At 37.9% G+C, this 13,640-nt stretch carries 10 protein-coding genes and 2 tRNA genes; 5 read left to right on the top strand and 7 right to left on the bottom strand.

Annotated features, from left to right (window positions below):
• Window positions 1-2,259 (top strand): T9SS type A sorting domain-containing protein, encoded by a 2,259-nt coding sequence (locus V9G42_07020; GenBank protein ID MEI2759170.1) that lies wholly within the window; start codon window positions 1-3, stop codon window positions 2,257-2,259.
• Window positions 2,252-3,739 (top strand): hypothetical protein, encoded by a 1,488-nt coding sequence (locus V9G42_07015; protein MEI2759169.1) that lies wholly within the window; start codon window positions 2,252-2,254, stop codon window positions 3,737-3,739. Before V9G42_07020 ends, V9G42_07015 begins: the two co-directional genes overlap by 8 nt.
• Here V9G42_07015 and V9G42_07010 read toward each other — a convergent pair whose 3' ends face one another.
• The 3 genes from V9G42_07010 to V9G42_07000 are packed head-to-tail and all read right to left on the bottom strand — an operon-like array spanning window position 3,740 to window position 7,137.
• A complete protein-coding gene (locus V9G42_07010) occupies window positions 3,740-4,966 on the bottom strand; it encodes a hypothetical protein (protein MEI2759168.1) in 1,227 nt (408 codons plus the stop codon).
• Window positions 4,956-6,026, bottom strand: a complete 1,071-nt coding sequence (gene aroB / locus V9G42_07005; protein ID MEI2759167.1) for a 3-dehydroquinate synthase — start codon at window positions 6,024-6,026, stop codon at window positions 4,956-4,958. Before aroB ends, V9G42_07010 begins: the two co-directional genes overlap by 11 nt.
• Before the next feature lie 4 nt (window positions 6,027-6,030).
• Window positions 6,031-7,137: a bifunctional 3-deoxy-7-phosphoheptulonate synthase/chorismate mutase type II gene (locus tag V9G42_07000; protein MEI2759166.1), complete on the bottom strand. Its 1,107-nt coding sequence runs from the start codon at window positions 7,135-7,137 to the stop codon at window positions 6,031-6,033.
• Window positions 7,138-7,260: 123 nt separating this feature from the next.
• On the opposite strand from V9G42_07000, the gene V9G42_06995 reads away from it, so the two are divergent.
• The 3 genes from V9G42_06995 (at window position 7,261) to tnpA (ending at window position 8,065) form a co-directional block, all read left to right on the top strand.
• Window positions 7,261-7,342: transfer RNA gene (locus V9G42_06995), tRNA-Leu, on the top strand.
• Window positions 7,343-7,372: 30 nt separating this feature from the next.
• Window positions 7,373-7,456, top strand: a tRNA-Leu gene (locus V9G42_06990).
• 156 nt (window positions 7,457-7,612) lie between these two features.
• Entirely contained in the window at window positions 7,613-8,065 is a 453-nt protein-coding gene (gene tnpA / locus V9G42_06985; protein MEI2759165.1) for an IS200/IS605 family transposase, read from the top strand.
• A gap of 411 nt (window positions 8,066-8,476) precedes the next feature.
• Here tnpA and V9G42_06980 read toward each other — a convergent pair whose 3' ends face one another.
• The 4 genes from V9G42_06980 to V9G42_06965 form a co-directional block, all read right to left on the bottom strand.
• Window positions 8,477-9,457 carry a hypothetical protein gene (locus V9G42_06980; protein MEI2759164.1) on the bottom strand — a complete coding sequence of 327 codons (981 nt, stop codon included), beginning with the start codon at window positions 9,455-9,457 and terminating at the stop codon, window positions 8,477-8,479.
• Window positions 9,454-10,914: a hypothetical protein gene (locus V9G42_06975; protein ID MEI2759163.1), complete on the bottom strand. Its 1,461-nt coding sequence runs from the start codon at window positions 10,912-10,914 to the stop codon at window positions 9,454-9,456. The genes V9G42_06980 and V9G42_06975 overlap by 4 nt, the downstream gene beginning before the upstream one ends.
• Before the next feature lie 159 nt (window positions 10,915-11,073).
• Window positions 11,074-12,489, bottom strand: a complete 1,416-nt coding sequence (locus V9G42_06970; protein ID MEI2759162.1) for a phosphoglucomutase/phosphomannomutase family protein — start codon at window positions 12,487-12,489, stop codon at window positions 11,074-11,076.
• 14 nt (window positions 12,490-12,503) lie between these two features.
• A complete protein-coding gene (locus V9G42_06965) occupies window positions 12,504-13,607 on the bottom strand; it encodes a hypothetical protein (protein ID MEI2759161.1) in 1,104 nt (367 codons plus the stop codon).
• Window positions 13,608-13,640: the final 33 nt, after the last annotated feature.

Below are 13,640 nucleotides of genomic sequence, written 5' to 3'. Positions count from 1 at the left end.
ATGAGATTTTTTTTTGTTTTTCTGTTTTCATTGCTGATGGTTCATCAAACATCAACATCACAGACATTTAATAAATACACCACACCTGTTGTAATCAAAAATGGCCAGCCGCTACGCAATGCATGGGCCGGAGGTTTTAACTCGGCAATGTTTCAGGCTATTGATATGAACAATGATGGCAAAAAAGATTTATTTACATTTGAGAAACAATCGGAGTCAACCTATCCGGGAGTTTTTAAAATAAGAACTTTTATTAATTATGGAAGTGCGGGAAATGTTGACTACCGTTATGATCCATTTTATGAAAAACTTTTTCCTCAGGATATGACAAACTTTTGTCTACTTGTTGATTATAATGGTGATGGTCGTGAAGATATTTTTACTTACAATCGTACTGTTTCAGGGTTTAATGTTTATCAAAATGATATTATTACTTCCGGGACACTATCATTTTCACTCCAATATCAAGGATTACAAACTTGTTATCTGAATGCCGGTGGAAATTGCTTTACAACCAGCCTTTATGTAGCGCCAGTCAATCAACCTGTATTATTTGATATCAACAATGATGGCGACCTTGATGTGCTGACATTTCAGATTTCTGCAAATTTTATTGAATACCACGAAAACATGGCTAAAGAATTATTCAACAGAACGGATACACTTGTCTTGTCTGAAGTTAATTCAAAGTGGGGACACATGTCATTGAGCAGCAATTCCAACAGTGCAGTTCTTGGCTTACCCAGGATTCCGCTGACCAATACCAATGCTGATGTTTTATCCAACCGCCATTCCGGTACGTGTATGATTGCATTTGATGATGATGGCGATGGTGATGCTGACTTGCTAAATGGTGATTTATTAGGCGACAACATCCTATATCTGCATAATGGCGCAAGTAATAATGGCTCAGATAGTATTGACTGGCAGGACACCTCATTTCCAGCCAATGGTGGTCCTGTAAATTATGTGACATTTCCGAGTGCTTATTTGTTAGATACAGATAATGACGGCATAACAGATATGATTGTTTCTTCCTGCACAGAGTCACAAGCCGAAAATCTGAATAACAACTGGTATTATCATAATTCCGGAAGTAATACATCTCCCGATTTTCAATATGTAAAAAATAAATTTCTTACTGATGAAATGATTGATGTTGGCTCCGCTTCAATGCCGGTGTTCTTTGATGTTGATGCCGATGGTAAAACAGATATTGTTATTGGCAACAAAGGATATTTTATTACACAAAGTGGGCCTGCACATTATGAAGCTGCATTGTCTTGGTATAAGAATACCAGTACAGGGCCATGTCCTGAATTTACATTGGTATCAAGCAACTTTGGCTCCTTTCAACAATACAATTACAAAAACATCTATCCTGCCTTTGGCGACCTTGATGGTGATGGCGATGCTGACTTATTACTCGGTAATGAAGATGGCACTTTTCATTACTACACCAATACTGCCGGTGCAGGAAATATTCCTCAATACACGTTAACAACCGGTGGATTTAATTTTCAGAATTTAGATGTAGGCAGCAATAGCACCCCACAACTTTATGATATCAACAACGATGGGTTATTGGACTTAATTTCAGGTGAGCTATTCGGTAAAATATCATACTTCCAGAATACCGGAACCGTTAATGCGCCATTATTTATACTCATGACAACTACATTCGGCAATATCAATGTTACCAACACAGCACAGACATTTTATGGCTACAGCGTACCTCATTTATTTTCTGACAATGGCACACTAAAGCTTCTTGTTGGTTCAGAAAGTGGTGATTTGTTTTTATATGACAGCATAAGCACAACAACAGGAAGCAGTTTTCACCTGATCAGTAATCATGCATACTTAATTCATGAACCACCACGTGCTGCCCCTGCAATGGCTGACCTTAATAATGATGGCTCTCCGGAAATAATTGTAGGCAATCAGGCCGGTGGATTATCATTCTATTCTAATTCATTACCGGGATGCCCACTTGCCGTTAATAATATCATATCAGATTTTCAGGTTAATATTTATCCTAACCCTGCCAACTCACAGCTATTCATTGAAACTGATGACGATGACTTAAAAAAACAAATTACGCTGACTGATTTATCAGGAAGAATTATTCATTCTCAAAACACTTCATCGAACAGAACGTTATTGACAACAGAAGCTTTTGCTAATGGAATATATTTAATAAACATTGCAACACCATTCAATAATATTACAAAAAAAATAATCATTCGTCATGATTAATAGATTCTTTTTATTTACAACGCTCCTGGCATTTACGTTGACCTTTACATCATGCACATGGGATAAAATGGATGAAGTGGCTCCGCCAACAGACAGTTGTTCACAATATCCACCGGAAATTACTGCTATTATCAGTAACAAATGTGCAACAGCAGGATGCCATAATACACTTTCAAACTCTGCGGCAAGCGGACTTAATCTCACCAACTGGGCTTCTATGATTAAAGGTAATGATGCAGGGTCAGTGGTGATTCCGGGCAATGCCGATTACAGTACATTGTTTTCATTCTGCAATATTTACGCTGACTTAGGATTTACAGGAAACGAACCGAAGATGCCATACAATGAAACTGCGCTCTCTCACAGTGAAGTCTCTACCATCAAAAACTGGATTATCAATGGTGCGAAGAATGCCTGTGGTCAGGATATTTTTCCGCAAGACGACAACAGAAAAAAAGTTTACATATCCAATCAAGCCTGCGATCAGGTTGCAGTTCTTGACGAAGCATCAGGATTGTTGATGAAATGGTTTGATGTTGGAAATATAGCAGGCTTCACAGAGGCACCACACATGATTAGACTTACACCGGATGAAAAATACTTTCTGATTGCTTTTTTTAGTTCAGGGATTATACAACGCTACAGAACTTCTGATGACAGCTTTGTAGATCAGGTTGATTTCAGCAATGGTATGCCGGGGCAGTGGGGAACGTTAGTTATTTCTCCGGACAATAAACGCGCCTATAGTGTTGACTGGAGTGCATCAGGCAGGATTGCAGTATTAAATCTTGAAAACTTTCCAATGACATCGTTCACTTCTCTTCCTATCATAAATTTAGCCTACCCGCATGGTATGGCTTTTAACAGCACTGGCGATAAACTTTACATCACCAATCAAAATGGAAGCACCTATTACGTTGTGGATACCATCGGCAGCCCGGCAGATTTTCCGCAATGGCTCAATAATATTCAAACTTACTCTTATGGCGGAGGCTTAAACGGGCATGAGATTATTTTTTCGCCTGATTTTTCAAAATATTTTATTTCGTGCGATGCCACTAATGAAGTACGCGTTTTTGACACCAACACACATGCGTTGCTTGCAAATATTCCTGTAGGAACATTGCCTCAGGAATTTTCTTTATCCTTGAAGAAACCTTATTTATTTGTTACATGCACGGAAGATATTATTAATGGCAAACGCGGGTCGGTGGCAGTGATAGACTACAATCAGCTAATATTAATAAAGAAAATCCATACAGGCACGCAGCCACATGGTGTTGCTGTTAATGATGATAAAGATGTTGTTTATGTAGCCAACAGAAATGTTGATGCTAATGGAGAAGCACCACATCACAGTGGTGCATGTGCAGGACGTAACGGAAATCTGACTCAGATAGACATGAACACACTTGAGATGGTTCCGGGATATAAATGCGAATTGGGTGTAAATCCTTATTCTGTTGCATACAAGAAATAATCACGAAACTTCTTCTGTATTAAATCCTAAAGATTTCATCTGCTCAAAATAATCAGGAAACGATTTTGAGACATTTGAAATATTGTCAAGAAACAGTTCGTCTGTTCTTAATGCCAATGGTGCAAATGCCATTATCAAACGATGATCGTTGTATGTTTTTAAAATACTTTTGGAAGGCTTTAAGTTTGATTCCTCAAGGATTTTTAATTTTGATCCTCCACAAAAATCTGTCTTGATATTTAACTTATATGCTTCGCGCTGAAAGGCAGAAACACGATCTGATTCTTTTATAATTAAATTATGCAGATGCAGCAAGTCGGCTTTGCAATTGAGTCCACCACAAACTGCTGCCATGCTTAAAGCAATATCCGGATAGTGTAGAAAGCTTTCTGTAAAATAATCAGGAATCGTTTTCTTATGCTTTTTCAGAACAATAAAATTGTCCTCAACCACTGTATCCACACCAAATGGTTTAATTAATCCGGAAATTATCTTATCGCCTTGCTTACTCTGAATATTAAGATTTTTAACAGTTATATCTGCCGCATCTGCCAATGCAGCTGTTTCAAAAAAATATGAGGCAGCACTCCAGTCGCCACCGGCTGTAAGAATTTTGTTGTTATAACTTCCATTTATACGAATACTTTTTTCGGAAATCATCACATTAATTCCTGCCTGCTGCATCAAATCAGCCGTTAGTTCAATATATGACATTGAACTTGAAACACCGCTTAGCTGAATTGTGAAATCTTTACCCGCTAAAGGAGCAATCATCATCATTGCGCTAATGTGCTGAGATGTTTTTTCTGCTGAGGTTTGAACTACATCAGGAAACAGAATTTCTGTTGCATGAATGCTAACAGGCAAAAAACCCTCTTCTTCAAGATAAGAAATCTCTGCTCCTATTTGTCTGAAAAGTTCAACAGCATCACTCATTGGGCGTTGCCGAAGTCGTGGACTTCCGGTGATTACAGCAGTTTTGTTTTTAGCAACACAATAGGCCATTAGAAACCGGGCTGTAGTTCCACCATCTGCAGCATCAAGGATTTGTTCTTTTGAAAAAAGCAATTCCTGCAGCTTAATTGTATCTGTTGCCCGGCAATCATTATTCTGTGAAACTCCCCGAAGTGCGTTGATGAGGGAAATACGTCCGGCTTCGCTTTTGGAAACAGGAATAGCAACTACTCCTTCAACACATTTATCATGTTTTGTGATTCTAAAGGCCATACCTTGCATTTTGTTTTGAAAACCAGACTAAAGCCTCTTCAATATCTGCTATTGGAACTGCAACATCCACAATTCCTTTGCCGACAGATTCAAGTAATGTGAAACGTATTTGCCCTTGTTTGTTTTTCTTATCTGCCATCATAAAAGGCAACAGTTCTTCAACATCCAAAACCTTATCATCAAATGCAAACAGTGACAGAATAAATTCGGTGATATGATTTAATTCATCATCAGAAATAAAACCCATTTTGCGGGAGAGATAAGACTCCACCATTATACCTGCAGCAACTGCCCTGCCATGAAAAATACATTGCTGATGCGACTGATAAAATGACTCCAATGCATGAGCAATAGTGTGACCGAAGTTGAGCAGTTTGCGTTCTTTCTTTTCATAAGGGTCGGCTGCAACAATTCTTTGTTTTATTGAAATTGCCTTTTCAATGCTTTGTAATTCTTCAAAATTGCGTTTCTCTGAAAGTTCTTTATAAAACGGCTTGCCGGCAACGAGCGCATGTTTTATCATTTCGGCATAGCCATTGACTTTTTCATCACGCTGCAGTGTTTCTAAAAAATCTGTATCTATATAAACATATTCAGGCAAAACAATAGTTCCACTTTGATTTTTATAGCTATCTATATTTACACCATTCTTGCCTCCAACAGCAGCATCAACCATAGCCAGCAAGGTTGTAGGGACATGAATAAAATCAACTCCCCTTTTAAACAGTGAGGCTGCAAACCCTCCCAAATCCGTAATTACACCACCACCCAGATTAATAATTACAGTGTGCTTATCTGCCTGTTGCTGCAGAAGGAACTTCCAGAATGCCGTTGCCGTTTCAATTGTTTTAAACGCTTCACCGGGATTAACAGAATATACAGATGCAGATTTGGTTTGCGGGAATTTTTTCAGTAACAAAGGCAAGCAATGCTTTTGTGTATTGGTGTCGCATAGCACAAATATTTTTCGCATTTGATTATTACAATTCTGCAAAAAATCTATTAACTCCTGTTTTCTAATACCGGTCAGGATGTAACTACTATCGGCAAAATCAATCACGCCATTAATGTTTATTTGCTTTTGAAGAGGCTCTAAGTTCAGGCTTGGTCATCTGCTTATCTTGTTGTGCAATTGACTCCTCATGTATGAGGCTATATAATCTTAAAATAAAATCGGGCGTTAGCTGGTTGCGCAACCCTGTTTCAGTTCTTGATTTGAGAATTTCTTTAAATCGATCTAATTGCAGAATAGCCATATTATTTTGATCCTTATACTGCCCAATTTTTCGTGCTACTTCCATTCTGCCTGCAATTTTTTCAATAATTTCATTATCTAATTCATCTATCAGATCACGTAAATCGTGCAACTTACTTAGTTCAACAGGGTCCTTGGCTGTTGGTTGCCTTATAATAGTTTGTTTTTTTAAATAACTAAAATCATCGGGTGTGATTTGTTGCATTGCATCACTCAATGCCTTTGCGGGATTCAAATGCACTTCTACCATTACACCATCATATTGCAAATCGGATGCAATTTGTGTGAGCGTTGGCACCATAGCAGCATCACCGCTTATATGGCTAGGGTCGCAAATGATGGGTACGTGAGGCAACAGGCGTCTGAGTTCGATAGCCAATTCCCAATTAGGTTTATTTCTATAGGTGCTGTTTTCGTAGCTCGAAAAACCACGATGAATGGAAGCTATTCTGCTAATTCCACTTTGCATAAACCTTTCGATGGCACCCATCCATAATTTGACATCGGGATTGACGGGATTTTTTACAAATACGGGAATATCTACTCCTTTTAAAGCATCAGCAATTTCCTGAATGAGGAATGGGCTTACTGTTGTGCGTGCACCAATCCAAAACATATCAATGCCGGCAATAAGTGCCTGCTCCACATGTTTGGCACTAGCCACTTCTGTAATAACAGGCAGGCCGGAAACATCTCCAGCAGCTTTGATCCATTTGAGTGCAGAAGCGCCAAAGCCTTCGAAGGCACCGGGTCGGGTGCGGGGTTTCCATGCACCGGCACGTAAAATATGTGCACCCCCAATTTTTAGCCTGATGGCCAGTTCAGTCAGTTGCTGCTCGTCTTCGGCACTGCATGGACCTGCAATCCACAATGGGTCAACAAGTGAGCTGAGTGAATGGTGAAACTTATTAAACATTGGTGCAAAGATAAAGAACACATTTCAAGTGCTGGCGAAGGCAATAGCGTGCAAAAGAGGAGTGGATTATTGCGTGGAAACAAAATTACAGTAGTTAAAATTACTACTTTTGCAGCCCATAATGCCCGGGTGGCGAAATTGGTAGACGCACCATCTTGAGGGGGTGGCGCCAATAGGTGTACGAGTTCGAATCTCGTCCCGGGCACTAATAAAAGTTCGTTGGTATTTGATTATTGCCCGGGTGGTGAAATTGGTAGACACGCAGGTCTCAGAAGCCTGTGGGGTAAAACCTGTAGGAGTTCGAGTCTCCTCTCGGGCACTTTTTGTGATTTTGTCACTTCAAAGGGCTACATCCTTGTTAAGATATGCAGCCCTTTCAAGGTTTGGACTTACAGCCCCGAAGGGGCGGAATATGTTACCAATGGGTGTAGCCCATCGGATATAACCAGTCCTGATAGGACATAAGAATAAAGATATGGGACAATCACTTGTAAAAAATTATATACACCTAGTATTCAGTACCAAGCACCGTGAACCGCTGATACATCCACCGGTAGAAACAGAACTACACGCTTATCTCGGTGGTGTTTGTAATAATCTTGGTTGCACAGTAATAATAGTCGGGGGCTATACCGACCATATCCACATACTCTGTATGCTATCCAAAAAGATAGCACTTATGAAGTTGATGGAAGAATTAAAATCACATTCATCCAAATGGATAAAAACAAAAGGTGCAGGTTATGAAAACTTTTATTGGCAGGATGGTTACGGAGCATTTTCGGTAAACCCGTCAGAAGTAGATAACGTAATTGCCTACATTGCCAATCAACACGAACATCACAACAAGAAGAACTTTCAGGATGAGTATCGTGCCTATCTTAAAAAGTATAATGTTGCATATGATGAGAAGTATGTCTGGGATTAGATATATCGCCCTTTCAGGGCTTGGATGTCGTGGCGTTGCCACTTCATAGGGCTATACCCTATGTTAAGATATACAGCCCTTTCAGGGCTTGGATGTTGTGGCGTTGCCGCTATAATACGCCATCACCGCAGCCAGTAATAATAAATTATTGCCCATAGTACTATGAAAAACATTCCGGGGTAGAATACTGTTTTGAATTTTTTTATGTCTTTTTTTACAAACAGCAAGTAGGCTATGTAAACAAAAAACACTGCAATGAGGCCGATGGGTAAAAATGGATACATCATAATTCTATATTTAACAATTTATAACCTGAACGGTTTTTCTTTACTTACATTGAATTTCACCTGTCAGGGGGCGAATTGGATACCTTACAGGTGAAGGCATTTAAGGTGAAGGCAAATATAGTGTTTATAATGTGGCTTTAAAATCAACAATGAATATACTTTTTCCTTGACCCACAACTAAAAATTTTGATTCAGATATTTTTTCGATACAGTATAATGTAAGATTACCAGGAAGCTTGATCCTTTCGGTCTCTTTAGTTACGTTATTTGTTTTCAACAATTCACCACTTTGAGTAACAAACACTATGTCCCCTGCCATAGTATTCATTGACCATAAGCAGCCTGTGTTTGTAAATTGCTTTTGCTTTTCACCTTTCGCTACTTCTCCCGAAATACCACACTTATTATACTGAATATTCTTTGAGCCACAATACCATATTTTATTATCTAATAAATTTATTTTATGTACTAACCCTTTAACTATTGCCCATTTTCTCCAGTTTTTCAGATTATTTGTTTTAATAATTTTTGTGTTCAATCCGTTGAATGTAATGGATAGGAATGTGTTATTTTCAAGTTCTAAAAGAGACCAAACGAATTTCCTGTAACAACGCCAAACAATTTTTGCTGTTACCAAATCAGTATCTATAACAGCTACAAATCCATTTGGAATTATTTTTTCTCCTTTTGAAATACCTTTTGCACCACCACAAACAACTATTTGTTCGTTTTTCAAAATTATTAAATCATAAAAACATTTATTTCTAAATTCAGAAAATTCTTTCCTTAGAAATTGCTTTTTCTCAAAATCGTAACGATAAATAATACCATTATCAGTAGCCACAAAAGCATATTTTTTAGTTGTTACAATTTTTAAAATATTTACATTCTCTTTCAGGAATCCAATATCGGTAACATTTCCTACGGAATCTAACCTTTTTAATATCCCGTATTCACCACCAGCCCAGAATTCATTACTATTTATTCTTGTAAGAGCATAAAAACTACTATCTGAGCTATTGCCTTCTTGGACAACTTGAATTGATTGTCCAAAAACAAATGAACGTAAAATCAATAAAAGAGATATTTGGATAAACAGTTTCAAAAGTTTTTACCGTAGTTAACAATGTTATAATTTTGTTCGATATATTTTTTTAGATTAGCGAAAGCATTTAGTATAATCACAGTAGTATAAGCGTCTGATTTCCAAAAAAGAAAATGTCTTACCACTGTTCCACCTGAAAAAAAAACACCCCCTTCCCAATGCACTCCCAAACTATCCCTAATTGCATGTTGCAGAATAAAGTCAATGGCATTATTAATTGAACTTATCGTTTTATTCTTTCCAAAATCTCCAATATTTATCAAGGAATTTAACGCATATGCTGTTGACTGCAGCCGGTCGTTCTTATTTACAATTCGTTTAGAGCTCCAACTTCCATCAGCATTTTGCGTTTCTAACAAAAATTCCACAAGATATTGTGTGCTTTTTTGTAACTGCTTAACTCCTGATGCATAAGCTTCAGATACTGCATAAGGAAATTGATAACGGTTAGGGTAATAAATTCCTACATGATCAAACTTTTTACTTTTACATTTTTTCTCTATATAACTTATTGCTGCGGTTGTACTTGCGGAATCAAGTTCATTATTAAGTGCTAAAGCTGACAATATATTAGCGTTTACAACTCCATCAATATCATTACTACCATAAGGCAGATAAGGTTTATAGGCATGTGGATAGCACTCACTGAAAGGAAGAAAAAAAGTTGCATTATGACCCACCACTTTAAGAATATTCCACTTTTTGAACTGATATTCATCTGCAAGCCATGTTAAATAAGCTCCAGTTTTGTTATCATTTCCATGAAGGTAATTATACCAATGCCGGTTCTTCCTATTGACATCTCTGTACCGATTGAATATTGGTGCTATAGCCTTTACCTTAGCACTTGAGCTATCTATGATATAATCTTTTTCTTTAATTCTATTCCTTAACGCTATAGCTATATAACCCAATGCTGTATCGTCATTATCATTTGCAATATTTGCTGCATTGTTAATATATTTAGTTTTTAATTTATAATGTGTTGGACGCCTTACTAAAGGTTGTTTGCCGACAATATCGTTTTTTTTAAGTTTTCTCATTGGCGGGAGCAAATTCCAAAAGTTAAATTCATCTCCACTTTTATATGCCATAATTCGCTCAAATGACAAATCAAGCATGTTAGGAATATTAGAATATTCAGGATATTTAAGATATATTTTCGCTAGTGAATTATGGATAGATGCCACTGAAAAGCAATTTGAATCCTCTACTCGTTTTTTACTTCCGAGTAATAAAAACCAATTCTGTAAACACATATAGTTTTGCCATTCACCGGAATAATAATCACCCAACACCGTTTCTTTTCGTTGCGTTGTGTCGAGATAATCCAATCCAAGTATTAGGCATTCTGTAATGTTCTTATTTAAAAGAAGAGTAGATTCATCAGGAGTCTTTTGAGCAACTAAACAACAACTGTACTTTATCAGTAAAATTGTTAAGGTAATTCCTTTCATTAATGAATTTATTTTTTCCCAAGCAGTCTTTCACTGGCCTGACTTAAAGAAGGATTGAGGGTTAAAACGAATGTTATTATTTGCTTTTTGAAAATACATCTATGTAATATATAGAATAAAGCACAAAGATAATAAGTTTTATTCTCAAGCACACTCAACCTACCCTAGTAAGGTCTGCTTGCAGGCATCTAAAATCTGAAACGCTTTTTCTCTGGAAGATGATTCGGCATAGGTTCTGAGTACAGGCTCTGTGCCGCTGGCCCGTATCATCAGCCATTCGGTGTTGGTATTGTCGAAGTAGTATTTGAATCCGTCAAGGTCATCAACACGCTGCACTTTGTAATTTCCAAACTGTGTGTATTTGTTGCTGATGCAGTTGGCCAGAATTTTTTGCTTTACCTCTTCTTTGATGTGAAGGTCGTTGCGCTCGAAAGAGAATGGTCCTGTTATTTGATATACTTCCTGAATGAGTTCATTGAGCGACTTACCCGACTTTGCCATAAACTCCCATATTACCAAACCCATCCAAATGCCGTCACGCTCGGGAATGTGTCCTTTTATGGCAATGCCGCCTGACTCTTCGCCCCCTAACAGCACATCTTCTTTTATCATTATTTCGCAGATGTATTTGAAACCAATCTTTACTACGTCAATGGGCAGGCCGTAGTGTTTGCAAAGTGTTTGCACCTTGGGTGTGGTAGAAAATGCTGTACACACTTTTCCGTTCATTCCTTTGTATTTATGCAGGTAGTGGATGAGCAGCAGAATGATGTGGTGCGAGTCCACAAAATTTCCTTTATCGTCATACAAGCCAATGCGGTCGGCATCGCCATCGGTAACTAATCCACAGGCAATATCACCGGCATTTTTAATAAGGTTAGAAAACTCTGTCAGGTTTTTATGAATAGGCTCCGGTGCCTGTCCGTGGAAGCCGGGGTTATGGTCGCAGTGCAGCAGTGTGATTTCGGGAAAAAGTTTTTTCATCACATTTTGTCCGGCACCAAACATGGCATCATAAGCCCATTTTTTGCCACTTTTTTTAATGGCATCCAGGTCAAAATTTGCTTTTACATGGTCTATGTACATTGATTCCAGATCAACCCATTGCAACAGTCCTTTGACAGCAAAATCATCCAGGGAGAGTGAATGGGTGTCTATTGTAGATTGGTCTTTGATGATATCTTCGATTTCAGAAACCTGAGCCGGCAACAGCGGTCCGCCATAGGAGCCTTTGAGTTTAAATCCGTTGTACGAGGGTGGGTTATGACTTGCCGTTAGAATAATTCCCAGGTCGGCTTTGTGTTGTAATGTTCCTAAAGAAACCATAGGAGTGGATACAAAACCCGGAGCCAGTTTTACATGAATACCATTTGCACATAAAACCTTGGCTGTGGTTTCGGCAAAGAGGTTGCCTGCAAAACGACAGTCGTTGCCTACTACTACAGAAGGTTTGCCGCCTTTTGATTTTAACCATTGTGCAGTAGCCTCTGCTACGCGTGTAACATTTTCTACTGTAAAGTCCTGTGCAATGATTGCACGCCATCCATCGGTTCCGAATTTAATTTTTGTTGCCATATATTTTTTAATGTTCAATAATATTTTACAAATTCCGTGAGTTGATTCCAGTGATACTCGCGAAGTGCTTTTAGATAAATAAAGGCCTGTCGCAAGGCAATTTCCTGTGAATTTATTTTTGTTATTGTGAAATTGAATTTCTTATCGAGCAAGGTGAGCACTAATTTCTGACCATTTATTTCTAACTCCATCATAGTCATTTCAGCAAGTGTAATAATGTTTAATGCAGAATCGTTTACATAAAAACGAATACTCTTTGGCTCGTAAGAAATCTGTCCTTTGTTTTTCTTCCACACTTCATTTACCTCAATAGCAGTGACTCTCAGGCTTTGCTTTCCACTAACAAAATTCTGTACTTTATCACCACCAAGATTAAAAAACTCTTCTTTATTTGACAATAAGTAATTTTCTACTGCACTATAAAAACTGTCGCTATTACCTGATAGCAATGTGTCACCACCGGGTTTTCTGTCAACCACATAGACTATATTCTTAGACTCTTCAACACTAAAACCCGACTGCGGAACAGCAAAGCGTGATCTTCCCATAAAACCTTTCAATGTTTTTTGAGACTCGTCTGCGCTTTGAATTACTTTGTTATTAAACTGTACTAAACTGAAATTGAATTTTTTTGTGGTGAGATAAAATGCAGGTGTTTCCCCAAAGTTTCCATTAGCATTTACCTCTGCAGGCTTGTCATTTAAAAAGCGGACTAAATCGGCATAGTCAACATAGCCATAGGACACTTCCTGATTGCGGCTGTCGCGATTTGAAAAACTTATTCCAATTGTTTTGGTTTGAATTTCGCGTTTAGCTTCAGTCCAACTTTCATAAATATAAATAACCTCTTGCTCTTTAAAAGAAGTTGATGATACTTGTTCTATCTCCTGTAATGATGCTGCGGTAATTTGAATTTCTTTAGATGGCGAATCCCACAATTTGATTTTATTTTGTTGAATGAGCTGATAAGTTATTTTGGAAAGCTGTTCAACTAAATTAAATCCAAGACTGTCGGGCTGCTCACTACGTTTTACACGAAGAAGTGCAGCCACCTGATCGGCAGAAACATCAGCAGTAATAAAAAGTACTGCAACAACAATCAAAAACCCTTTTCTCATTTTAATGGCGTAAAAATACCGTTTTATGGTGAA

The sequence above is a fragment of the Bacteroidia bacterium genome, from assembly GCA_037045145.1.
GTDB lineage: Bacteria > Bacteroidota > Bacteroidia > AKYH767-A > OLB10 > OLB10.
The sequence above is the reverse complement of the archived record's forward strand: the minus strand, read 5'-3'. Positions and strand labels throughout refer to the sequence as shown.